Origin of the sequence: Paracoccus solventivorans, assembly GCF_900142875.1 — a bacterium.
GTDB classification, from domain to species: Bacteria; Pseudomonadota; Alphaproteobacteria; order Rhodobacterales; family Rhodobacteraceae; genus Paracoccus; species Paracoccus solventivorans.
The window spans coordinates 238,316-261,567 of sequence record NZ_FRCK01000003.1; the positions used below are offsets into that span (position 1 = coordinate 238,316).

Annotated in this window: 22 protein-coding genes and 2 tRNA genes; 13 read left to right on the forward strand and 11 right to left on the reverse strand. The window is 69.1% G+C overall.

Going from position 1 to position 23,252, the window contains the following annotated elements:
• Positions 1-10: 10 nt before the first annotated feature.
• Together prfB and BUB57_RS06895 are read left to right on the forward strand one after the other, a co-directional pair.
• The gene (gene prfB, locus BUB57_RS06890) at positions 11-1,138 is read left to right on the forward strand and encodes a peptide chain release factor 2 (RefSeq protein WP_073064280.1); all 1,128 of its coding nucleotides are present in this window, start codon (positions 11-13) and stop codon (positions 1,136-1,138) included.
• Between the two features lie 46 nt (positions 1,139-1,184).
• Positions 1,185-2,237 carry a patatin-like phospholipase family protein gene (locus BUB57_RS06895; protein WP_073064283.1) on the forward strand — a complete coding sequence of 351 codons (1,053 nt, stop codon included), beginning with the start codon at positions 1,185-1,187 and terminating at the stop codon, positions 2,235-2,237.
• A 250-nt stretch (positions 2,238-2,487) separates the two neighbouring features.
• On the opposite strand, the gene BUB57_RS06900 is transcribed toward BUB57_RS06895, so the two are convergent.
• Both BUB57_RS06900 and tyrS read right to left on the reverse strand, forming a co-directional pair.
• Positions 2,488-3,396 (reverse strand): pseudouridine-5'-phosphate glycosidase, encoded by a 909-nt coding sequence (locus BUB57_RS06900; RefSeq protein ID WP_073064286.1) that lies wholly within the window; start codon positions 3,394-3,396, stop codon positions 2,488-2,490.
• 129 nt (positions 3,397-3,525) lie between these two features.
• On the reverse strand, positions 3,526-4,773 hold the full coding sequence (tyrS, locus tag BUB57_RS06905) for a tyrosine--tRNA ligase (protein ID WP_073064288.1): 1,248 nt from the start codon (positions 4,771-4,773) through the stop codon (positions 3,526-3,528).
• Between the two features lie 74 nt (positions 4,774-4,847).
• Here tyrS and BUB57_RS06910 point away from each other — a divergent pair, with 74 nt between their 5' ends.
• From BUB57_RS06910 to BUB57_RS06935, 6 genes are all read left to right on the forward strand, one after another.
• Complete coding sequence (locus BUB57_RS06910; protein ID WP_073064291.1) at positions 4,848-5,939, forward strand: anhydro-N-acetylmuramic acid kinase; 1,092 nt, start codon at positions 4,848-4,850, stop codon at positions 5,937-5,939.
• Between the two features lie 116 nt (positions 5,940-6,055).
• A complete protein-coding gene (locus BUB57_RS06915; protein ID WP_073064294.1) occupies positions 6,056-6,916 on the forward strand; it encodes a PRC-barrel domain-containing protein in 861 nt (286 codons plus the stop codon).
• Positions 6,917-7,046: 130 nt separating this feature from the next.
• Complete coding sequence (locus tag BUB57_RS06920) at positions 7,047-8,174, forward strand: PRC-barrel domain-containing protein (RefSeq protein WP_073064297.1); 1,128 nt, start codon at positions 7,047-7,049, stop codon at positions 8,172-8,174.
• 503 nt (positions 8,175-8,677) lie between these two features.
• Positions 8,678-8,754, forward strand: a tRNA-Asp gene (locus tag BUB57_RS06925).
• 32 nt (positions 8,755-8,786) lie between these two features.
• Positions 8,787-8,863: transfer RNA gene (locus BUB57_RS06930), tRNA-Asp, on the forward strand.
• 127 nt (positions 8,864-8,990) lie between these two features.
• Positions 8,991-9,482 carry an SspB family protein gene (locus tag BUB57_RS06935; protein WP_073064300.1) on the forward strand — a complete coding sequence of 164 codons (492 nt, stop codon included), beginning with the start codon at positions 8,991-8,993 and terminating at the stop codon, positions 9,480-9,482.
• A gap of 35 nt (positions 9,483-9,517) precedes the next feature.
• Here the strand turns inward: BUB57_RS06935 and betI are convergent, their stop codons facing one another.
• Positions 9,518-10,087: a transcriptional regulator BetI gene (gene betI, locus BUB57_RS06940; protein WP_073064303.1), complete on the reverse strand. Its 570-nt coding sequence runs from the start codon at positions 10,085-10,087 to the stop codon at positions 9,518-9,520.
• A gap of 114 nt (positions 10,088-10,201) precedes the next feature.
• On the opposite strand from betI, the gene BUB57_RS06945 reads away from it, so the two are divergent.
• The 3 genes from BUB57_RS06945 to BUB57_RS06955 are packed head-to-tail and all read left to right on the forward strand — an operon-like array spanning position 10,202 to position 13,073.
• The gene (locus BUB57_RS06945) at positions 10,202-11,149 is read left to right on the forward strand and encodes a choline ABC transporter substrate-binding protein (RefSeq protein ID WP_073064306.1); all 948 of its coding nucleotides are present in this window, start codon (positions 10,202-10,204) and stop codon (positions 11,147-11,149) included.
• Complete coding sequence (gene choW / locus BUB57_RS06950; protein WP_073064309.1) at positions 11,149-12,000, forward strand: choline ABC transporter permease subunit; 852 nt, start codon at positions 11,149-11,151, stop codon at positions 11,998-12,000. Before BUB57_RS06945 ends, choW begins: the two co-directional genes overlap by 1 nt.
• Positions 11,997-13,073, forward strand: coding sequence for a quaternary amine ABC transporter ATP-binding protein (locus BUB57_RS06955; protein ID WP_084732012.1), 1,077 nt, complete (start codon positions 11,997-11,999; stop codon positions 13,071-13,073). The genes choW and BUB57_RS06955 overlap by 4 nt, the downstream gene beginning before the upstream one ends.
• Positions 13,074-13,225: 152 nt before the next feature.
• Here the strand turns inward: BUB57_RS06955 and BUB57_RS06960 are convergent, their stop codons facing one another.
• The 5 genes from BUB57_RS06960 to fumC form a co-directional block, all read right to left on the reverse strand.
• A complete protein-coding gene (locus BUB57_RS06960; protein WP_073064313.1) occupies positions 13,226-13,834 on the reverse strand; it encodes a LysE/ArgO family amino acid transporter in 609 nt (202 codons plus the stop codon).
• 64 nt (positions 13,835-13,898) lie between these two features.
• Positions 13,899-14,645, reverse strand: a complete 747-nt coding sequence (locus tag BUB57_RS06965; protein WP_073064316.1) for a YebC/PmpR family DNA-binding transcriptional regulator — start codon at positions 14,643-14,645, stop codon at positions 13,899-13,901.
• Positions 14,646-14,675: 30 nt separating this feature from the next.
• Complete coding sequence (locus BUB57_RS06970; RefSeq protein ID WP_073064319.1) at positions 14,676-14,924, reverse strand: ribbon-helix-helix domain-containing protein; 249 nt, start codon at positions 14,922-14,924, stop codon at positions 14,676-14,678.
• Entirely contained in the window at positions 14,914-15,108 is a 195-nt protein-coding gene (locus BUB57_RS06975; protein ID WP_073064324.1) for a DUF4169 family protein, read from the reverse strand. Before BUB57_RS06975 ends, BUB57_RS06970 begins: the two co-directional genes overlap by 11 nt.
• Positions 15,109-15,178: 70 nt before the next feature.
• Positions 15,179-16,573 (reverse strand): class II fumarate hydratase, encoded by a 1,395-nt coding sequence (fumC, locus tag BUB57_RS06980; RefSeq protein WP_073064327.1) that lies wholly within the window; start codon positions 16,571-16,573, stop codon positions 15,179-15,181.
• A 327-nt stretch (positions 16,574-16,900) separates the two neighbouring features.
• Between fumC and polA the strand changes: the two genes are divergently transcribed.
• The gene (gene polA / locus BUB57_RS06985) at positions 16,901-19,705 is read left to right on the forward strand and encodes a DNA polymerase I (RefSeq protein WP_073064331.1); all 2,805 of its coding nucleotides are present in this window, start codon (positions 16,901-16,903) and stop codon (positions 19,703-19,705) included.
• Between the two features lie 181 nt (positions 19,706-19,886).
• Here polA and BUB57_RS06990 read toward each other — a convergent pair whose 3' ends face one another.
• Positions 19,887-20,102 (reverse strand): zinc-finger domain-containing protein, encoded by a 216-nt coding sequence (locus tag BUB57_RS06990; RefSeq protein ID WP_073064334.1) that lies wholly within the window; start codon positions 20,100-20,102, stop codon positions 19,887-19,889.
• A gap of 144 nt (positions 20,103-20,246) precedes the next feature.
• On the opposite strand from BUB57_RS06990, the gene BUB57_RS06995 reads away from it, so the two are divergent.
• Positions 20,247-21,224, forward strand: coding sequence for an ABC transporter ATP-binding protein (locus BUB57_RS06995; protein ID WP_073064337.1), 978 nt, complete (start codon positions 20,247-20,249; stop codon positions 21,222-21,224).
• A 3-nt stretch (positions 21,225-21,227) separates the two neighbouring features.
• Here the strand turns inward: BUB57_RS06995 and BUB57_RS07000 are convergent, their stop codons facing one another.
• Positions 21,228-21,602 (reverse strand): HIT domain-containing protein, encoded by a 375-nt coding sequence (locus BUB57_RS07000; RefSeq protein WP_073064340.1) that lies wholly within the window; start codon positions 21,600-21,602, stop codon positions 21,228-21,230.
• A 12-nt stretch (positions 21,603-21,614) separates the two neighbouring features.
• Positions 21,615-23,192 (reverse strand): DUF5928 domain-containing protein, encoded by a 1,578-nt coding sequence (locus tag BUB57_RS07005; protein WP_073064344.1) that lies wholly within the window; start codon positions 23,190-23,192, stop codon positions 21,615-21,617.
• Positions 23,193-23,252 lie beyond the last annotated feature (60 nt).

Consider the following 23,252-nt stretch of genomic DNA (forward strand, 5'->3'; position numbering starts at 1 on the left):
GGGACCGCCCATGCGTGCCGAAACCCAAGCCACCGTCGAGTCCATCCTCAAGTCGCTGGGCCTGCTCGCGCAGCGCATGGACTGGAACACCGCGCCGCACCGGCTGGAAGAGATGAACGCGATGATCGAGGACGGGGACCTCTGGTCCGACCCGGCCCGCGCGCAAAAGCTGATGCGCGACCGCCAGATCCTGTCGGACAAGGTGGAAACCTATCGCCGGCTGGACCAGGACCTGCGCGACAGCGTCGAGCTGATCGAGCTGGGCGAGGCCGAGGGCGACGCCGAGATCGTCGCCGACGCCGAGGCCACGCTGAAATCCCTGGCCGAGACCGCCGCTCAGAAAGAGCTCGAGGCGCTGCTGGACGGCGAGGCCGACAGCAACGACAGCTTCATCGAGATCCACGCCGGCGCCGGCGGCACCGAAAGCTGCGACTGGGCCGCGATCCTGGCGCGGATGTACACGCGCTGGGCCGAGAAAAAGGGCTACAAGGTCGAGCTGCAGTCCGAGACCGCGGGGGACGAGGCCGGGATCCGCTCGGTCACCTACAAGATCACCGGGCCCAACGCCTATGGCTGGCTGAAATCGGAATCGGGCGTGCACCGGCTGGTGCGGATCAGCCCCTTCGACAGCTCGGCGCGGCGGCATACCTCGTTCTGCTCGGTCTGGGTCTATCCGGTGGTGGACGACAATATCGAGATCGTCATCCCCGACAACGAGATCAGGATCGACACCTACCGGTCCTCGGGCGCGGGCGGGCAGCACGTCAACACCACCGATTCGGCGGTGCGCATCACCCACCTGCCGACCAATATCGTCGTCACCAGCAGCATGAAGTCGCAGCACCAGAACCGCGAGATCGCGATGAACGCGCTGCGGTCGCGGCTGTATCAGCTGGAACTGGACCGCCGCAACGCCGCGATCAACGCCGCCCATGATTCCAAGGGCGAGGCCGGCTGGGGCAACCAGATCCGTTCTTACGTGCTGCAGCCCTACCAGATGGTGAAGGACCTGCGCACCGGCTTTGAGACCTCGGACACGCAGGGGGTGCTGGACGGCGACCTGGACGGGTTCATGGCGGCGACGCTGGCGATGGACGTGTCCGGCAAGAGCCGCTCCGAGGCCAATTCGGACGCCTGATCGCGCGGCTCGGCCAGCGCGGGGGCAAAGCCACGAGGGGCGCGAGATGGCGAAACCGATCAACCTGGCCCTGCAGGGCGGCGGTGCGCATGGCGCGTTTTCCTGGGGCGTGCTGGACCGGCTGCTGGAAGGCGACGAGATCGAGATCGCCGGCATCAGCGGCACCTCGGCCGGGGCGCTGAACGGGGCGGCGCTGGCCGCCGGGCTGGCGGTGGCCGAGGGCCGCGCCGGGCGGCAGGCGGCGCGCGAGAACCTTGACCATGTGTGGCGCGAGGTCAGCCATTATTCCGACAACCGGCTGGTGCGCTGGATGTCCAGCCTGGCGCCGGTGCCGACCGCCTGGCACCGCTGGGCCGAGATGTTTTCCCCCGCCGCCTGGGCCGAAGGCATCGCGCGGGTGTTCAGCCCCTATGACAGCGGCCCGTTCTACAGCAACCCGCTGGGTGCGGTCATTGCCCGGATGCCGCATCCGCTGGACGCGGGGCAGGGCGGCCGCGCCCCGGCGCTGTTTGTCACGGCCACCAATGTGCGCACCGGCCGGGTGCGGGTGTTTTCCGGGGGCGAGGTGACGCCGGATGCGGTGATGGCCTCGGCCTGCCTGCCGACGCTGTTCCGTGCGGTCGAGATCGAGGACCCCCAGACCGGCCGGCGCGAGGCGTTCTGGGACGGCGGCTATTCCGGCAACCCGGCGCTGTTCCCGCTGTTCGAGCCCGAGCTGCCCGCCGACATCGTGATCGTGGCGATCAACCCGATGGAGCGCGACGGCATTCCCCGCACCCCGGTCGAGATCCAGGACCGGATCAACGAGATCAGCTTCAATTCCTCGCTGCAGCGGGAATTGCGCGCCATCCAGTTCGTCAAGCGCCTGACCGCCGAGGGGCGGCTGTCCGGCCGCGGCATGAAATCGCCGCTGATCCACCTGATTTCCGATGACGCGCTGATGAACTCGCTGGGGGCGCACAGCAAGCTGATGCCGGGGCCGGGGCTGATCGGGCGGATGAAGGCCGCCGGGCGACAGGCCGCCGAGGCCTTCCTGCGCGGCGATCTGGCGAATGTGGGCAGCCGCGATTCGGTGGATCTGCCGCGGCTTTACGGCTAGCGGCGGTCGGGGCGACGCCACCGGGCCATCCGGCAGAAAAGCAGCTTTGGGGGGGCGGTTTTTCTGATCCGCCTTCCATTCGCGGCGCTGCCGGAGCGGGGGCCAGCCCGTGGCCACTGCCGTGGCCTTCCTCGCTGAAAACAGTCCACCGGACCATCCGGCGGAAAACAGCCTTGGGCAGTTTTATGATCCGCCTTCTATTCCGGGCGCACGGAAGCCCCGAGGATATTTGCGGCAGGATGAAAGAAGCTCAGGCGTCCTGCGCCGCGATTTCTGCGGCCAGCCGGGCGTTGGCCAGCACCAGCGCGATATTGGCCTCAACCGAGCGGCCCTGCGTCAGGTCGTAGACGCGATCGAGCAGGAAGGGGGTGACCGCCTTGGCGGCGATGCGCTTGCGGGCGGCCTCTTCCAGCGCGCGTTCGACGGCTGGGAAGATCTCGGCGCGGGGAATCTCGGCCTCGGCCGGGATCGGGTTCACCACCAGCTGCCCGCCGGGCAGGCCCAGGGTGCGGCGCATCCTTGCGGCGGCGGCGATCTGGGCCGGGTCGTCCAGCCGCAAGGGCGCGGGCAGGCCGGAATCGCGCGACCAATAGGCGGGAATCGCATCCTGCCCGACCGCGATCACCGGCACGCCCAGGGTTTCCAGGAACTCGAAGGTCCGCGGCAGGTCGAGGATCGCCTTGGCCCCCGAGGACACCACCGTCACCGGTGTCGCCGCCAGCTCGTAAAGATCGGCCGAGATGTCCATGGTCTCTTCGACGTTGCGGTGGACGCCGCCGATGCCGCCGGTCGCGAACACCCTTATGCCGGCCAGCGCCGCGCAGATCATCGTCGCGGCGACCGTGGTGGCGCCGGTGCGGCCGCTGGTCAGGCAGACGGCCAGATCGGCGCGGCTGACCTTCATCACCCCCTCGGCCGCGGCCAGATGTTCCAGCGTCGCGTCGTCCAGCCCGATGCGGATCTGCCCGCCGATCACCGCGATGGTGGCGGGGGTGGCGCCGGCGTCGCGCACCGCGCGCTCGACCTCGCGCGCCATGTCCAGATTGCGGGGGTGGGGCATCCCGTGGGTGATGATCGTCGATTCCAGCGCCACGACGGGGCGGCCCGCGTCCAGCGCCTCGCGGACCTCGGGGGTGAAGCTCAGCGGCAGGTCGGTCATCGGGGGCTCCTCGGGGTAGGGTCCCGGGGATGAAGCGCCAGCGCGACCGGGCGCGTCAAGAGCAGCCGCGCGGGACGGGCGCGGCCCGGTTGTCGCAGGCGCCGGAGAAGGGCGCCTGCGGCCGGCGGCCTAGCCGGCGATGCGCAGCATCCGGTGCTTTTTCTTGCCCAGGCTGATCTTCATGCCCTCGCCCACCTCGTCCGCGGTCAGCAGCCGCTGCGGGTCGGTCACGGGGTCGTTGTTCAGCCGCAGCCCGCCCTCGGCGATCAGGCGCTTGGCCTCTTTGCCGCTGGAGGTGAGCCCGGTCTGCGCCAGCATCTGCGCCACCGACAGCCCGCCGTCAAAGGCGGCGGCGGGCATGGCGACCAGCTCCAGATCGGCGCCGGTGCCGCCCTGCTCGAACACTTCGCGCGCGGTGGCTTCGGCGCTGGCGGCGGCGTCGGCCCCGTGCAGCAGGGTGGTGACCTCGTTCGCCAGGATGATCTTGGCGTCGTTGATCGCGGCGCCCTGCAGCGTACCCAGCCGCTCGCATTCCGCCACCGGCAGCTCGGTATAAAGCTTGAGGAACCGGCCCACGTCGGCGTCGGTGGTGTTGCGCCAGAACTGCCAGAACTCGTAAGGCGACAGCATCGCCCCGTTCAGCCACACCGCGCCGCCCGCCGACTTGCCCATCTTGCGCCCGTCCGAGGTGGTCAGCAGCGGCGAGGTCAGGCCCCAGATCTCCGCATCCAGCACCCGGCGGGTCAGGTCGATCCCGTTGACGATATTGCCCCACTGGTCAGACCCGCCCATCTGCAGCCGGCAGCCATAGCGCCGGTACAGCTCGAGGAAGTCGTAGGCCTGCAGGATCATGTAGTTGAATTCAAGGAACGACAGGCTCTGTTCCCGGTCCAGCCGCGATTTCACCGATTCGAAGGACAGCATCCGGTTGACCGAGAAATGCCGCCCGATGTCGCGCAGGAAATCGAGGTAGTTGAGGTTGTCCAGCCACTCGGCGTTGTTCAGCATCATCGCGCCGCTGTCGCCGTATTGCAGGTAGCGGGCAAAGACCTGCTGCATCCCGTCGATGTTCGACTGGATCGCGTCCGGGGTCAGCAGCGGGCGTTCCTCGCTGCGGAACGAGGGGTCGCCGACCTTGGTGGTGCCGCCGCCCATCAGGGTGATCGGGCGGTTGCCGGTCTTCTGGAACCAGCGCAGCATCATGATGTTCAGCAGGTGGCCGACATGCAGGCTGGCCGCGGTCGCGTCATAGCCGATATAGGCCGTCACCGGCCCCTCGATCAGGGCAACATCCAGCGCCTGCATGTCGGTGCAGTCGGCCAGATAGCCGCGTTCGACCATGACGGTCAGGAACTCGGATTTCGGGCGGTAGGTCATCGGCTTTTTCCTTTCACTGCGCCCGCCTATACAGCCAGCGCGGGGCAAGGAAAAGCGAACTGGCGGGGGTGCGGATGCTGGTGCTGGGGATGATGTCGGGGACCTCGCTCGACGGGGTGGACGCGGCGGTGGTCGAGACGGACGGCGAGGCGATCCACGGCTTCGGCCGCAGCGCCTATCGCCCCTATTGCGCCGCCGAGGCCGCGGTGCTGCACGCCGCACTTGGCCGGTGGCCGGGCGACGAGGGCGTGGCCGAGGCCGCGGCGCTGTCGGTGGCCGCCCACGCAGCACTGGCGGCGGATTTTCCCGAGGCGGCGCTGATCGGCTATCATGGCCAGACCCTGGCCCATGACCCCGCGCACGGCCGCACCCATCAGGCCGGGCAGGGCTGGCGTCTGGCGCGGGCGACCGGGCGCCGCGTGGTCTGGGATTTCCGGCGCGAGGATGTGCGCCAGGGGGGCGAGGGCGCGCCTTTGGTGCCGTTCTTCCACCACGCGCTGGCCCGCTGGGCGGTGGCGCAGGGGCGGCTTGCGGCCGCGCCGGTGGTGTTCCTGAACCTGGGCGGGGTCGGCAATCTGACCTGGTGCGACCCGCGCAAGCCCGATCCGCTGCGCGCCTGCATCGCCTTTGACACCGGCCCGGCCAATGCGCCGCTGAACGACCTGATGCGGGCGCGGCGCGGCTTGGCGCGGGACGAGGGCGGGGCGCTGGCCGCTGCGGGCACGCCGGATGAAACCGTGGTCGAGGCTTTCCTGCGCCACGAGTATTTCACCCGCCCGGCGCCGAAATCGCTGGACCGGGATGCGTTCGCCGGGCTGTCGGCGGCGGTGGCGGCTCTGGGGGACGCCGATGCGGCGGCGACGCTGGTCCATGCCGCGGCGGCTGCGGTGGCAAGGGGGCTGGGGCTGCTGCCCTCGCGCCCGGAAATGCTGCTGGTCTGCGGCGGCGGCCGTCACAATGCCGCGATCATGGCGGCGCTGGGGTCGCGTTGTCGTCTGCCGGTGCAGCCAGTCGAGGCCGCCGGGCTGGACGGCGACATGATCGAGGCGCAGGGCTTTGCCTGGCTGGCCGCGCGGGTGCTGCGCGGGCTGCCGACCTCGGGTCCCGGCACCACCGGCGCGCCGCGCGCCGTCTGCGGCGGCAGGATCAGCGCCCCGGCGGGATGACGCCGGCGGAGGGGCGGAAAATCACGGCGGGCGGAACGGTTGCGGCGGGTCCGCGTTGGGCCGGCACAGTCGGGGAACCGCGTTCCCCATCTTCGCCACGACAAAGGAGGCCCACGATGAAAGCCCTGCTTCTTGCCGCCACGTCGTCGCTTGCCCTGACCGGCTTTGCGATGGCCCAGACCCCGGCCCCGGACGGCACCGCCACCACGACCACCGAATCGACGACCATCGTCGAGGATGCGGCGACGGACCTCGACAATGCGGCCGCGGGTGCTGCGGATCAGCTCGAGGACGGGGCCGACAGTGCCGAAAGCGCGGTTGACGAGACCGTGACCACCGGCACCGCCGATGTGGTCGAGGATGCCGCCGACAGCGCCGAAAGCGCCGCGGACGAGGCGGTGACCGCCGGTTCGGGCGACGCCGCCGTCACCACCACGACCGACACCACCACCACGACCACCGATACTACCGCGACCACCGACACCATGGGCACGGATGCGCCGGGTTCGGACGTGACGCCGGCGCCGATGACCCCGGCGGACGGCACCACCACCACGACCACCGACATGACCACCACCGACACCACCGGCGCCGTCGTGGTCGCCCCCGATGTCGATGCGCCCGCGCTCAGCGCCGACAATCCCGGGATGCTGGGGTCGTGGCTGCTCAACCGCCGGATCTGGACCACCAACCAGCCCTCGTCCACCGTCTGGGACGACCCGGTGCTGACCGAGCGCCCGGCCGAGTGGACCGATATCGCCAAGGTCGGCGACATCGTGGTCGACGCCGACGGCAACGTGCTGGGTTATGTCGCGGATATCGGCGGCTTCCTGGGCATCGGCGCCAAGCAGGTGCTGCTGGGCAAGGACGCGCTGCATTTCGTCCGCATCGGCGACGACGCGTTCTTTGCCACCAACTTCACCCGCGAAGAGCTGGAAGCGCTGCCGGATTTCGACAAATCCACCGTCATGCAGTGATCCGGCCCGCAAGACGGCCAGACGGGGCGCCCTTCGGGGCGCCCTTTTTCGTTGCGGCTGGAACCCTGGTTGGCCGCTCGGGTTGATCCGGCGATGCCCGGAGCACACCACAGGACAAGGATCTCATGCCATGCTGAGCAAGCATCTTCTGGGGACAGCCGCAGTGCTGTCACTCGTCGCCGCGGGGGCGATGGCGCAGACCGATACCGACGCCGCAACCGACCAGGACGCCGCCCCCCCACCGGCCGAGGCGACGACGGACACGGGAACCGAGGCAGCGGCCGACGCGCCCGCCGATGATGCTGCCGCAGGCGCCGCCGGGCTGGGCGGGCAGGTGGTGGTCGAGCAGGCCGAGCCGACCGTGACTGTCGACGCCCCCACGCCGCGGGTCCATGTCAGCCAGCCCGCCCCCCAGGTCACCGTCGAGCAGCCCGAACCGACCGTCACCGTCACCCAGGCCCCGCCCGAGGTCACGGTCGAGCAATGCGCCCCCAAGATCACCGTCACCCAGGCCGAGCCGACGGTGACCGTGAACATCCCGCAGCCCATCGTCTCGGTCGCGCTGGCCGATCCCGAGGTGACCGTGGACGAGGCCCGCCCCGAGGTCACCGTCGAGGTGCCCGAGCCGGTGGTGTCCTTCGTGCAGCCGCAGCCCCGGATCACCGTCGAGGGCGCCGAGGCCCAGGTCCAGGTGACCGAGGCCGAGCCGCAGATCGACGTCACCCGCGCCACCGAGGCGCAGGTCGAGATCAGGCAGAACCAGCCCGAGATCGCGGTCGAACAGGCCGGCGACGCTCAGGTGCAGATGCAGGACGCCCCCGAGCCGCAGGTCGAGGTCGAGGGCGCCGAGCAGGCGCAGGTCGAGGTCCAGCAGGACCAGCCCGCCGTCGAGGTCACCGGCCCCGCCCCCGCCCCGGCGACCCCGCGGCTGCGCGCCTCCGAGCTTGATATCCGCGAGGGCTATGCCGCGGTCCCGGTCGAGGAGCTGTCGGCCGACGCGCTGACCGGCACCCCGGTCTATGCAGCCGGCGACGAGCATATCGGCGACATCCGCGACGTGATCGCCGACCCCTCTGGGCAGATCCAGCAGGTGATCGTCGGGGTCGGTGGCTTCCTGGGCATCGGCGAACGCGACCTCGCCTATCCCTTCGACGAGGTGTCCTTCCAGCGCCAGCCCGACGGCAGCGACATGCGCGCCTATGTCGGCACCCCCGCCGCCGAGGTGCAGAACCTGCCCGAATACCTGCCCGAGGAATGACTGAGCCCCCGGCACCACCGGCCGGGCAGGGGACATGAACGGCCGGGCGGCAGCGGGACTGCCGCCCGATTTTCGTCATGGCGATTAGCGGTTTCATTTTGGGCGGGTCACGCTGCGGGTTTTCAACTGCTTGCGCGGCGCCCGGTTGAGCAGTGCCGGTTGAAGCGCTCGCACAGCCCGGTTCTTTCGCGACCGTTGCCTCGCCGGTATGCGGCCCCTTGGATTGCGCAGGACCTCTGCCTCGACGGCTCGATTGCCCGCGGGACCTCTTCCTCGGCGGCTCGGTTCCCTCGACGTTCGTCCCAGCCGCTTGTCGCGGCTTCCGCCTCACGACCATCCCCGCGCGCCGCCTCGCTCCCTCGGGACCCTCTCCGGCCTCGCCCCATCCCCCGCCGCCGTCAGTTTTTCGCCATTCCTCCCCCGCGGCGCGCTTTGTCGCTTGACCTCCTGCGCGGCGATGCGTACATCCCCGTCACCCCAGAGGCGATCTGGGTGTGGTGTGGGCGGTTGTAGCTCAGTTGGTTAGAGTACCGGCCTGTCACGCCGGGGGTCGCGGGTTCGAGCCCCGTCAACCGCGCCATCCACCACCAGACGGTCGCCACCGGGTAATGCGCGGTTGTAGCTCAGTTGGTTAGAGTACCGGCCTGTCACGCCGGGGGTCGCGGGTTCGAGCCCCGTCAACCGCGCCACCTTCTCCCTTTCATCCTGTCGCTTGTCCTGCCGTGCCGACGGTATGCCGGCCGAAATCGCCGGTGCGGCGGGCCTTTTCATCCGGCGTCACATCCCTATGCTGACCCCGTTGCGAAGGAGAGGCTGATGGCGCGCGGAATCGATTATGGCGGCATGATGCACCGTGCCATGCAGGGGCTGATCGCCGACGTGCTGCAGGTTGTGGCCGAGGAAGGGCTGCCGGGCGAGCATCATTTCTTCATCACCTTCGACACCCGCGACGAGGGGGTCGAGATGGCCGACTGGCTGCGCGAGCGCTACCCCGAGGAAATGACCATCGTCATCCAGCACTGGTTCGACAATCTCAAGGTCACGCACGAGGGCTTCACCATCACCCTGAACTTCGGCAACTCGCCCGAGCCGCTGTACATCCCCTTCGATTCGGTGCGCACCTTCGTCGACCCCTCGGTCGAGTTCGGCCTGCGATTCGAGACCCAGGAGGGCGAGGGCGACGACGACACCTCGCCCGAGGCCGAGGCCGAGGGCGGCGACGGCAACGGCGACGATAACGACGACGGACCCGCCGGTGGCACCGGCGGCGGCGCCGAGGTGGTCAGCCTGGACAAATGGCGCAAGTGACCCGCAGGCGCGCGGCGCGGGCCGGGTGACCGGGCTTAGCGCAGCGCGTCGGAGAGCCATTGCTGCACCATGCGGTGCGCCTGGTCCGGGACCGGGCCGCGGGCGTCGATCACCGCGCGCAGATAGATGCCGTCGATCAGCGCCCCCAGCGTCTCGGCCAGCCGCGCCGCATCCGCGCCCGCCCGCGGCCGCAGCGCGTGCAGCAGGTTGCTGCGCAGGCGGCGGTGATAGATGGCCAGCAGTCGCGCCGCCTCGGGCTCGGTCAGGGCCAGCGGATAGAAGTTCAGCCAGGCGGCGGTGGTCTCGCGGTCGAAATGGGCGCTGTCGAGGCTGGCGGCGACGATCGCCTCGGCCCGGCGGTCCGGCGCGGCTGCAGCCAGCGCCTGCCGGACGCTTTCGCCGTAGCGGATCAGGATGTGGCGCATTGCCGCAACCAGCATCTGCGATTTCGATCCGAAATAGTGATGGGCCAGCGCCGGCGACATCCCCGCATCGCGGGCGATCCGGGCCACGGTCACCTCTTGCGTGCCCGTCCGCCCGACGGCGGCGATGGCGGCATCCACCAGGGCCGCCTTTCGGCTGGCCTCGGCCCCGATTTTAGGCATAAGAGGACCCTCGGCAGAATCACCAAGTGCCGTGAGGAATAGCGCAGCCTGATTGACTCGTCAATCAACAAACGCCCCGGCGCTGCCACGGAAACGACGAAGAAGGAGAAAGCCATGACCTTCCGCACCAGCCTGCTGGCGCTTGCCGCCGCGATGCTGCCGCTGGCCGCGCCCGCCGCGTTTGCGGCCGAGCCCGACAGCTGCCGCAGCATCCGCATGTCGGACCCCGGCTGGACCGATATCTCGGCCACCACCGGGCTGACCACCACCGTGCTCAAGGCGCTGGGGTATGAGCCCGAGGTCACGGTGCTGTCGCTGCCCTTCACCTTCGCCTCGCTGGCCAGCGACGACCTGGACGTGTTCCTGGGCTACTGGCACCCCTCGATGATCGCCGACCTGCGCCCCTATGCCGAGGCCGGGACCATCGACACGGTGCGCACCAACCTGACCGGCGCCAAATACACGCTGGCCACCAACCAAGCCGGGGTCGAGGCCGGGATCACCGATTTCGCGTCCATCGCCGCGCAGCGCGACGTGCTGGAGGGCCGCATCTATGGGATCGAGCCGGGCAACGACGGCAACCGGCTGCTGCTGGACATGATCGCTGCCGACCAGTTCGGGCTGGGCACCTTCGAACTGGTCGAATCCAGCGAACAGGGGATGCTGGCGCAGGTCGCCCGCGCCGATGCCGCCGGCAAGCCGGTGGTGTTCCTGGGGTGGGAGCCGCACCCGATGAACGAACGCTTCGAGATGACCTATCTGCCCGGCGGCGACGAGATCTTCGGCCCCGACCTGGGCGGCGCCGAGGTGCGCACCACCACCCGCGCCGGCTATGTCGCCGAATGTCCGAACGTCGGCCGACTCCTGCAGAATCTCGAGTTCACCCTGGCGATGGAGAACGAGATCATGGGCGCGATCCTCGACGAGGGCCGCGACCCCGAGGCGGCGGCGCGCGACTGGCTCAAGGCGCATCCCGAGGTCGCCGGGCAATGGCTCGAGGGCGTCACCACCATCGACGGGGGCGATGCGCAGGCGGCGCTGACCACGGCGCTGGAAGGGTGATGGAACGTCTGACCGCGGTCCTGACCGAAAGCAAGCTGCCGGTCGGCAGGATCGCGCGGCAGGTGTTCGACTGGCTCAAGCTGCACGCCGAGCCGGTGTTCGCCGCGGTCGCGAGCGGGCTGGGGGCGCTGGTCGACGCGATCCACGCGGTGCTGGTGTTCCCGCATCCGCTGCTGTTCACCGCAGCGGCGGCGGCGCTGGCGCTGCTGCTGCGGCGCGGGCTGGCGGTCGCTGCCGGGGTGGCGGCGGGGTTCCTGTTCATCCTCAACCAGGGCTACTGGAAGCCGACGATGGAATCGCTGTCGCTGGTGCTGGCGGCGGGGATCGTCTGCATGGCGCTGGGGGTGCCCACGGGAATCGCGCTGGCGCACCGGCCGCGGCTCTACCGGCTGGCGCGGCCGCTGCTGGACCTGATGCAGACGCTACCCAGCTTCGTCTATCTGATCCCGGCGATCGTGTTCTTTGGCATCGGCACGGTGCCGGGGCTGGTTGCCACGGTGATATTCGTGCTGCCGGCGCCGATAAGGCTGACGCGGCTGGGCATCGCCTCGACGCCGCTGCCGCTGGTCGAGGCCGCCCGCGCCTTTGGCGCCACCCGCCGGCAGCTGCTGTGGAAGGTCGAGCTGCCCAGTGCCGCGCCCCAGATCATGGCCGGGCTGAACCAGACCATCATGCTGTCGCTGTCGATGGTGGTGATCTCGGCGCTGGTCGGGGCGGCGGGGCTGGGGGTGCCGGTGGTGCGTGCGCTCAACAGCGTGAACACGGCGCTGGGGTTCGAATCGGGCATCGTGATCGTGGTGGTGGCGATCATCCTCGACCGGCTGCTGGCCGCACCACGGAGAGAGAAATGACCGCCCCGTCCCCCGTTACCCAGGCCGCCCCCGCGCCCTCTGCGGCGGCGCCGCCGCGCCCGCCCGCCGTGGTCTTCGACCGCGTGTCCATCGTCTTCGGCGACCGCCCGGAGCGGGCGCTGCCGCTGGCCGACGAGGGGCTGGACCGCAGCGCCATCCGCGAGGCGACCGGGCAGGTGCTGGGGGTGCATGACTGCTCGCTCGAGGTCGGGGCGGGTGAAATCGTGGTGCTGATGGGGCTGTCCGGCTCGGGGAAATCGACGCTCTTGCGGACGGTGAACGCGCTGAACCCGGCGGTGCGCGGCGATGTCCGCATCCGCATGGACGAGGCGATGACCAGCGTCACCAGCGCCGACCCCCAGACGTTGCGCCGGATCCGGCTGGACCATGTGTCGATGGTGTTCCAGCAATTCGGACTGCTGCCCTGGCGCACGGTGCGCGAGAACGTCGGGCTGGGGCTGGAGCTTGCCGGGCAGTCCCGCCGCCAGCGCCGCGCCCGCGTCGAGCAGGAGCTGGAAACCGTCGGCCTGTCGGACTGGGCCGACCGCCGGGTCGGAGACCTGTCGGGCGGGATGCAGCAGCGCGTGGGGCTGGCCCGCGCCTTTGCCACCCGCGCCCCGATCCTGCTGATGGACGAGCCGTTCTCGGCGCTGGACCCGCTGATCCGCACCAGGCTGCAGGACGACCTGCTGGCGATGCAGGCCAGCCGCCCGCGCACCATCATCTTCGTCAGCCACGACCTGGACGAGGCGTTCAAGCTGGGCGACCGCATCGCGCTGATGGACGAGGGGCGGATCGTGCAGACCGGCACCGCGCTGGACATCCTGCGCAACCCGGCCAACGCCTATGTGGCCGAGTTCGTCGCCCACATGAACCCGGTGGCGGTGCTGACCGCCGCCGACCTGGCCGAACCGGGCGAGGCGCCGGGGGCGCCGCTGCCGGGGACGCTGCCCGCGCGCGAGGTGATGTCCGCGCTGACCACGGCCGAGGCGCTGCCGGTCGCCGGCGGCGGCCGGGTGACGCGGGCCGGGGTGCTCAAGCGGCTGGCGCATCCCGGCAACGGCCGCACATAGCTGCATCGGCCGCGCCGGCGTCGCCGCTGCATGGGTATTTGGACCAGAAAGAAGCAGCTGCCGCCTTAGGCGGGCGAGGGGGCTTCTTTCTGGCTCAAATACCCATGGCTCCCGTGCCGCGGGCGCATCCTTTGCCGGGTGGGGTGCGGCGCTCAGTCGCCGAGGATCAGCGTCGCGGCGATGGTCCACATCACCAGCGCCACCCCGGCCTCGAGCACCCGCCAGGACACCGGGCGCGCGAACAGCGGCGCCAACAGCCGCGCACCAAAGCCCAGCGAAAAGAAGAACAGGAACGAGCCGCTCATCGCCCCCAGCGCAAACCCCAGCCGGTCGGGCTGCGCCGACGAGATCGAGCCGATCAGCACCACCGTGTCCAGCCACACATGCGGGTTGAGCCAGGTGAGCGCCGCCAGCGTCGCCAGCGTCGGCCCCAGTGCCGGGGCGGCCCCGGCGCTGGCCTGCAGCGCCTCGTCCCCGCGCCAGGCCGCGCGGGCCGAGCGCAGCCCGTACCACAGCAGGAACGCCGCCCCGCCCCAGCGCATCGCCTGCAGGAACCACGGCGCATTGCGCGCGATGGCGCCGGCGCCCGCCACCCCCGCCGCGATCAGCGCCGCGTCCGAGGCGGCGCAGAACAGGCAGACGGCAAAGACGTGGTTGCGCAGCAGCCCCTGTTTCAGGACAAAGGCGTTCTGCGCCCCGATCGCCATGATCAGCGACAGCCCGACCCCCAGCCCCGCCAGATAGCTGCCCGCCTGAATCATCCTGCCGTCCCCGCATGAAAAAGCGGCGCCGCAGCGGGCGCCGCCGGAATCCTTGCCCGTCCGCTCAGCCCAGCTGCGCCGCGACCTCTTCGGACAGGTCGAAATTGGCGGTGACGTTCTGCACGTCGTCGTCCTCTTCCAGCGTGTCGATCAGCTTCATCAGCTTTTGCGCATGGTCGAGATCGGCGACCTCGGCCGGGGACTGCGGCTTCCAGATCAGCTTGGCGGTTTCCGATTCGCCCAGCGCGGTTTCCAGCGCCGAGGCCACCTCGGCCAGGTCGCTGTCGCCGGTATAGATCCAGTGCCCCTCGTCGTCGCTTTCCACGTCGGATGCGCCCGCCTCCAGCGCCGCCATCATCACCGTGTCGGCATCGCCCGCGCTGGCCGGATACATGATCTCGCCCACCCGGTCGAACATGAAGCTGACCGAGCCGGTCTGCCCCAGGTCGCCGCCGTGCTTGGTGAAATAGCTGCGCACGTTCGAGGCGGTGCGGTTGCGGTTGTCGGTCATCGCCTCGACGATGATGGCGATACCGCCGGGGCCGTAGCCCTCATAGCGGATTTCCTCGTAGTTCTCGGTGTCGCCGCCCAGCGATTTCTTGATCGCGCGGTCGATCACGTCCTTGGGAACCGAGTTCGACCGCGCCTCTTTCACCGCCATCCGCAGCCGCGGGTTCTTTTCCGGGTCGGGGTCGCCCATCTTGGCGGCGACGGTGATTTCCTTGGCCAGCTTTGAAAACAGCTTGGACCGCAGCTTGTCCTGCTTGCCCTTGCGATGCTGGATGTTGGCCCATTTGGAATGGCCTGCCATGAGATCCTCTCGCTCTGGTGTGGCGCGGTTCTAGTCAGCGCGGGGCGGGGGCGCAAGCTGGGCAAACAGGAACAGCCGCAGGGCGGTGGCCAGCCCGACTTCGGGCGGGCGGGCGTGGTCGATGGCGGCGATCAGCTGCGCGCGGGTGATGCCGCGGGCGGCAGCGGCATCGGCGGCGGCGCGCCAGAACGCATCTTCCAGGCTGACGCTGGTGGCGTGCCCGTCGATGGTGACCGAGCGCTTGCGCGGCGGCGACAGCGGCGGCAGGTCAAGCGTCATCCCCGTCCCCGTTCTCGCGCCGGTGCTGGTCGAGGATGCGGGCGGCCCGCGCCGCCTCGGCCTGGTCCTGCGCGCGCTCGGCCTTGCTGCGGCCGTATTTCGCGGCGTTCTCGTCGCCCTGCCGGCGCTTGTCGGCGCGGGCGCGGTCCTTGCGGAAACGGTTGAGGTTGGTGATCTGCGCCATGGCGGCAGGATAGCGCGCCCGCGGGCGCCGGGAAAGCCGCGCGGGACCGTGGCCCCGCGCGGAATGGCGATCAGTCCTCGGGGCCGACCATCTGTTCGGGGCGCACGATGCGGTCGAATTCGTCCTCGGTGACGAGGCCGAGGCCAACGGCCTCTTCCCGCAGGGTGGTGCCGTTCTTGTGGGCGGTCTTGGCAACCAGCGTGGCGTTGTCATAGCCGATGGTGGGCGCCAGCGCCGTCACCAGCATCAGGCTTTCCTTCATCAGCTTTTCGATGCGCGCGGTGTTGGCCTGCGTCCCGACCACCATGTTGTCGGTGAAGGAGACGGCGGCGTCGCCCAGCAGCTGCATGGATTGCAGCACGTTGTAGGACATCATCGGGTTGAACACGTTCAGCTCGAAATGCCCCTGGCTACCGGCAAAGCCCACCGCCGCGTCGTTGCCCATCACATGGGCGCAGACCATGGTCAGCGCCTCGGCCTGGGTCGGGTTCACCTTGCCCGGCATGATCGACGAACCCGGCTCGTTCTCGGGCAGGATCAGCTCGCCCAGACCCGAGCGGGGCCCCGAGCCCAGAAAGCGCAGATCGTTGGCGATCTTGAACAGCGAGCCGGCGATGGTCTTGAGCGCGCCGTGGAAGAACACCATCGCGTCATGGGCGGCCAGCGCCTCGAACTTGTTCGGCGCGGTGACAAAGGGCAGGCTGGTGATCTTGGCGATCTCGGCGGCGATGGCGGTGTCCCAGCCCTTTTTCGTGTTCAGCCCGGTGCCGACGGCGGTGCCGCCCTGCGCAAGTTCGTAGATCTGCGGCAAGCACAGCTTGACCCGCTCGATCCCCATGCGGACCTGATGGGCATAGCCGGAAAACTCCTGCCCCAGGGTCAGGGGGGTGGCGTCCTGGGTATGGGTGCGGCCGATCTTGATGATGTCCTTGAACTCGTCGCGCTTGGCCTCGAGCGCACCCGCCAGATGCTCCAGCCCCGGCAGCAGCACGTCGCGCGCGACCATGCCAATGGCGACATGCATCGCGGTCGGGAAGGTGTCGTTCGAGGACTGGCCCATGTTGACGTGATCGTTCGGATGGACCGGCTTTTTCGAGCCCATCTCGCCGCCCAGGATCTCGATGGCGCGGTTCGAGATCACCTCGTTGGCGTTCATGTTCGACTGGGTGCCGGAACCGGTCTGCCAGACCACCAGCGGGAAATGATCGTCGAGCTTGCCCGCGATTACCTCGCCTGCGGCCTCGACCATCGCGCCCCCGATGGCGGGGTCCAGCTTGCCGGTCGCCATGTTGACCTGCGCCGCCGCCTGTTTCACCACGCCAAGCGCGCGGACGATGGCTGTGGGCTGCTTTTCCCAGCCGATCTTGAAATTGCCCAGGGACCGCTGCGTCTGCGCGCCCCAATAGCGGTCGGACGGAACTTCCAGCGGGCCGAAGCTGTCGGTTTCGGTGCGGGTGTCGGTCATGGGCTGATCCTTTGGCAGCGATGGGCTGATAACGCGGGCGTCATAGGCCGAAAGCGCTGGGGGATCAATCGGTATGCGGTGGCATACCGCTGCCGCCGCGCCGCCGCGCCCCGCCATGCGGCCTTGGGCCTGCGTCGCGGTCGCATGGGTATTTGGACCAGAAAGAAGTCCATGGTGCCCGGCGGATGCGAGCTTCTTTCTGGCTCAAATACCCATGCGGCGGGGCAGGTGGCGCGGCGCGGGCAGGCGGGGCGCTGCGGGGGCCGTTTGCGCCAGTGCCCGCGGCATGGCAGAAGATGGCGCAACGGCGAACAAGGGGAACGGGCGATGAACGACGAAGGCTTCGGCAAGGGCAGCCACCTGCATCTGATCGACGGCTCGGCCTTCATCTTCCGCGCCTTTCACGCGCTGCCGCCGCTGACGCGGAAATCCGACGGGCTGCCGATCGGGGCGGTGGCCGGTTTCTGCAACATGATCTGGAAATACATCAACGATGCCAAGGGGCCGGATGCGCCGACGCATGTGGCGGTGATCTTCGACCACTCCTCGAAAACCTTCCGCAACGAGATCTTCCCCGCCTACAAGGCCAACCGCCCCGAGCCCCCCGAAGAACTGCGCCCGCAGTTTCCCCTGACGCGCGAGGCGACCATCGCCTTCAACCTGCCCTCGATCGAGATCCGCGATTTCGAGGCCGACGACATCATCGCCACCCTGGCCTGCCAGGCGCGTGAGCTGGGCGGGCGCGTCACCATCATCAGTTCCGACAAGGACCTGATGCAACTGGTGGGCGAGGGGGTCGAGATGCTGGACCCGATCAAGGGCAAGCCCATCGGCCGCGACGAGGTGTTCGAGAAATTCGGCGTGTGGCCCGAGCTTGTGGCCGATGTGCAGGCGCTGGCGGGCGACCCCACCGACAACGTGCCGGGGGCGCCGGGCATCGGCATCAAGACCGCCGCCCTGCTGATCAACGAATACGGCGACCTCGAATCGCTGCTCGACCGCGCGGCAGAGATCAGGCAGCCCAAGCGGCGCCAGACCCTGATCGACCATGCCGATCAGATCCGCGTCTCGAAACGGCTGGTGCAGCTGGATTGCGAGACGCCGATCGACTTCGCCATGGCCACGCTCGAGGTCAAGGACCCCGACCCCGACGTGCTGATGGAGTTCCTCAACCGGATGGAGTTCCGCAGCCTGACCAAGCGCGTGGCCGAGCGTTTCGGGACGACCGCGCCCGAGCTGGTGGTCCCCCCGCCCGAGGCTGCGGCCCCCGCCGCCCCTCAGTTCCCGCCGGTCGATTGCGACGCCTATGAGACGATCCGCGACACCGCCGCGCTGCAGCGCTGGCTGGACGCGATCGCCGAGCGCGGCATGGTCGCCGTTGATACCGAGACCACCGGGCTGGACGAGATGCGCGCCGATCTGGTGGGGATTTCCTTCTGCACCGAGGTTGGCAAGGCCGCCTATCTGCCGCTGGGCCATGTCGAGGGCACCGCCGATCTGTTCGGCGGCGGCGCGCAGGCGGCGGGGCAGATCCCGATGGATCAGGCGCTGGCGATGCTCAAGCCGGTGCTGGAAGACCCGGCGGTGCTGAAGATCCTGCACAATGCCAAATACGACTGGAAGATCCTCGCCCGGCTGGGCATCCGCATGGCGCCGGTCGATGACACCATGCTGATGAGCTATGTGCTGAACTCGGGCCTGCACAACCACGGGCTGGACGAGCTGGCGGAAACCTATGTCGGGCACCGCTGCCAGCCGATCAAGGGGCTGATCGGCTCGGGCAAGAGCCAGATCACCTTCGCGCAGGTGCCCATCGACGCCGCCACCCGCTACGGCGCCGAGGATGCCGAGATCACCTGGCGGCTGTGGCAGCATTTCCGCCCGCAGCTGCCGGCGGCCCAGGTCACCACCGTCTACGAGACGATGGAGCGGCCGATGATCGAGGTGCTCGCCGGGATGGAGATGGCCGGCGTCCAGATCGACAGCCAGCATCTGTCGCGGATGTCCGGCGCCTTTGCGCAGAAGATGGCGGCCTTGGAGGAAGAGGCGCATGGGCTTGCGGGGGGCAGGTTCAACCTCGGTTCGCCCAAGCAGCTGGGAGAGATCCTGTTCGGCCAGATGGGGCTGACCGGCACCAAGGCCGGCAAGTCGGGGGCGCTGTCGACCAGCGCCGACGTGCTCGAGGATCTTGCGGCCGAGGGGCACGCGCTGCCCGCCCGCATCCTCGACTGGCGGGCGCTGGCCAAGCTGAAATCCACCTATACCGATGCGCTGCCGACCTTCGTCAACCCGGACACCGGGCGGGTGCACACCTGCTATTCCATCGCGGGTGCGGCGACCGGGCGGCTGGCCTCGACCGATCCGAACCTGCAAAATATCCCGGTGCGCACGGAAGAAGGCCGCCGCATCCGCGAGGCGTTCCTGGCGCCCGAGGGCAAGCGGCTGGTCAGCCTCGACTACAGCCAGATCGAGTTGCGGATTCTCGCCCATATCGCCGATATCCCGGCGCTGAAACAGGCATTCGCCGACGGCATCGACATCCATGCGATGACCGCCAGCCAGATGTTCGGGGTGCCGGTCGAGGGCATGGACCCGATGATCCGGCGGCAGGCCAAGGCGATCAACTTCGGGGTGATCTACGGGATCTCGGGCTATGGGCTGGCGCGCAACCTGCGCATCCCGCGGGCCGAGGCGCAGGCCTTCATCGACATGTATTTCCAGCGCTTCCCGGAAATCCGCGCCTATATGGACCGCACCACTGCCGAGGCCAAGGCGCAGGGCTTCGTGCGCACGCTGTTCAGGCGGCGCATCCATACGCCGGGGATCTCGTCTTCCGGCCCGGCGGCGGCCGGTGCGCGCCGCGCGGCGATCAACGCGCCGATCCAGGGCACCGCTGCCGACATCATCCGCCGCGCCATGATCCGCATGCCCGAAGCGATCGAAGGCATTCCCGCGCGGATGCTGCTGCAGGTCCACGACGAGCTGGTGTTCGAGGCGGAGGAGGCTGCGGTCGAACCGCTGATCGCCGCCGCGCGCCAGGTGATGGCTGGCGCCGCCGATCCGGTCGTGCGCCTCAGCGTGCCGCTGGTCGTCGATGCGGGCTCGGGGCGCAACTGGGCCGAGGCGCATTGATCAGGCGCGCCGCACTCTCGCCCGGTGGCGTGGTCTTTGGTGCCTAAGTATCCCGGGGTCTGGGGCGGCGCCCCAGTCCGGCCGCGCCGCATCAGCAGATCGCGCCGCAAGCGGGGCGCTGCCCCGCACCCCGGGATATTTGAGTAAGGAAGAAGTGGCCCGTCGGGAGCGGAGGGGGGGATCAGTGATCCTCGTGCGCGTGTTCGGCGTCGATCACGAAGCGTTTGTCGCAATAGCCGCAATCGACAAAGCCGGTCTCGGGCGCGATGCGCAGCCACACCCGCGGATGGCCCAGCCCCAGCGCCTCGTTGCCCGAGCAGGCGACCTTCCAGCTGGTCACGATCTCGGTCTCGGGGGCGGGCAGGACCGCCGCCTCCGGGTCCTGGTTGGTGGACATCGGGGTTTCAGAGATTGCGTGCTGCATCTGGGCTCTCTTGTGCTGGCGGGGCGGGACCGGTTTAACGGGGCCATACTACCCAGCCCCGGCCCGCTGCCGCAAGATGCGCCGCAGCCGCGGCCCCGGGCCGCGAAAGGCTATCCGATGTCCCCCATTCCGCACCCCGCCCCGATCCAGCCGCAAGCTGCTGCCCTGCCCGATGCGGCGATCCGCCTGAGCGGGCTGCGCAAGGTCTATGCCGCAGACGGCGCCAGCCCCCCGAAAGAGGCGCTGAAGGGCGTCGATCTGGTGATCCCCCGCGGCTCGATCTTCGGGCTGCTGGGGCCGAACGGGGCCGGGAAATCGACGCTGATCAACATCCTCGCCGGGCTGGTCAACAAGACCGCCGGCAAGGTCGAGATCTGGGGTTTCGACCAGGACGTGAACCCGCGCCAGTCCCGCGCCGCCATCGGGGTGATGCCGCAGGAGCTGAACATCGACCCGTTCCTGACCCCGCGCGCCAGTCTCGAGGTGCAGGCCGGGCTCTACGCGGTCCCCAAGGCCGACCGCTGGACGGACGAGATCCTTGAACTCGTCGGACTGACCGCGCAGGCGGAAAGCTATACAAGGCAGCTTTCGGGCGGGATGAAGCGGCGGCTGCTGCTGGCCAAGGCGCTGGTCCACCGCCCGCGCATCCTGGTGCTGGACGAACCCACCGCCGGCGTCGACATCGGGCTGCGCGAGATGTTGTGGACCAACGTGCGCCGCCTGAATGCGCAAGGAATGACGGTGATCCTGACCACCCATTACCTGGAAGAGGCCGAGGAGATGTGCGACGAGATCGCCATCATCAACCACGGCGCCAGGATCGTGCAGGAGCCCACCGGCCAGTTGCTGGCGCGGATGGGGTCCAAGACGCTGCTGGTCGATCCCGGCGACTGGCGCGGCGAATTGCCGCCGCTGCCTGAGGGCGTCACCGCCGAGCGCCGCCCCGACGGGCAACTGGCGCTGAGCTGGAACACCGGCCGCACCCAGGCCGCGCAGATCGTCGATGCGCTGCGCGGGGCCGGGGTGCCGATGGTCGATGTCTCGACCGAGCAGCCCGATCTGCAGGACGTGTTCCTTGAACTGACCCGGGGCTGAGCCTTATTGCGGCGCCAGCATCCGGCCCAGCGGGCGGCCGCCCAGCAGGTGCAGATGGAAATGCGGCACCTCCTGCACGCCGTCATCGCCGGCGTTGGTGATGGCGCGGAACCCGGCGCTGCCCTCGGCCAGCATCAGCCCCTCGGACCTTGCGACCTGCGCCACCAGCCGGTGAAAGCCGACGATTTCCGCGTCCGGGGCATTGGCTGCGAAATCGTCGTAGCTGACATAGGCGCCCTTGGGGATCACCAGCACATGGATCGGCGCCTGCGGGCGGATGTCGCGGAAGGCCAGCGCGTGTTCGTTTTCCGCCACCGTGTCATTGGGGATTTCGCCGCGCAGGATGCGGGCAAAGATGTTGCTGTCGTCATAGGCCATGGACGGGCTCCTTCAGTCGTCGAACAGATGATCGGTGCCGGCAAGGGCTAGCGCCGTATCGGGGTCGAGGTCCAGCAGCCTTGCCAGCGCCGCGGCGTTGGCATTGGTTCCAAGCGCCGGCGAGATCACCTGGAACCCCTCGATCTCCAGGTCGCGGATGCGCTCGCCTTCATGTTCCAGATCGGCGCGGACGGCGGGGATCAGCCGGCTGACCTGCTCGGGGGCGCTGTGCTGACCGGCCAGCCCGACCCGGCCGATATGGCCGCGCACATAATCGTCGTCGAAATCCGAATCGATCAGCAGCACCCTTGTTTCGGCCTTGTCGTCCAGGAAATCCTGGATCAGCCCCAGCGCCGAGGGGTCGAGGCACAGCGCCACGCAGGGGCTTTCGAACTGGACGAACAGCATCTTGACCAGCGCGCGGCGGTGGCGTTCGCGCTTGGCCAGCGTCGTCTCGATCCCGCCCATGTCGGGCAGATGCGCGTCCAGTTCATTGAACAGGTAGTCCACCGCCGGGATGCCGGTGTGGCGGCGGATCGCCGCGGTCAGCCGCTTGGCGATATGCCATTTCTTCGCCACGATCAGGATCAGCCGCCGCCCGCGGCCCAATGATCCGTCCGCCTCCCAGAAGCGCTGGCCGAAGCGGCGGCCGATGCGGCCGCGCCCCGCGAGGAAGCGATAGAGCCCGGCGGCCTCGTTGGTGATCGGGAACTGCGCGTCGCTGGCCTGCCACAGCGCCCCCAGCCGCTTGCGCAGCTCGATCGCGTCGGGGCTGATCTTGCGGGCGAACAGATAATCCTGCCCCAGCAGCAGGTCGTAGTGGTCGTTGTAGAAGGTCACCGGCATCCCGTAGTCGGTGAACATCAGGAAGGTCAGCGTGCGCGAGCGGATTTCCCGGCGCGGCACCACATGGGCGACGATGGTCTGAAAGAAGGTCTCGTCCGGGATCCAGGTGGTGGCAAAGAACCGCATCACGTCGCGCCGCTGGTCGCAGAAGGCCAGCAGGGTCTCGATCGTCTGCCGGCGCAGGCACCACCATTGCGAGCCGATCATCACCTGCAGGTCGGGGGGCACCCGCCGCGCCAGCCCCAGCCGCTTCTGCGCCTCGAGGCTGGCATAGAACAGTCGCTTGCGGGTGCGTTCGTTGAACCAGTGGCGATAGATCAGCCGCTCTTCCTTGATGCCGGTCTTGATCCAGTCGCTGTCGAAGAAATCGAAGCTTTCGATGAAATCGAGGTCGTGGGCGTCCAGGAACTCATGCGCATAGGCCGCGGATTTGATCGGCATGCAGTCGCCGGACAGCATGTAGAAATGCGAGGCCTGCGGAAACGCCGCGACGGCGGTGCGGACGGCCTCCAGCGTGGCGGCGACCAGCGACCATTCGCCCCAGCCGCAGCGCACCCGCCGCGCCGCAAAGGCGACCGCCGGGTTGCCGGCAAGCCCGGCGCGAATCTGCGCGTAATCCGCCGCATCGGCGCGGCCGTCGAAATGGATGGCGACGAAATCCCCGGATTCGGTCAGCCGCCTGGCCTGCGCGATAACCCCCACCGGGTCCTTGTGGCAAAGCAGGATGAAGGCGATGCGGGCCATGCGCAGCTACCCCGTGCGGTGTTTCCGGCCCGCCGGGCCGCGTGCGTGCGCCCCCGTTTC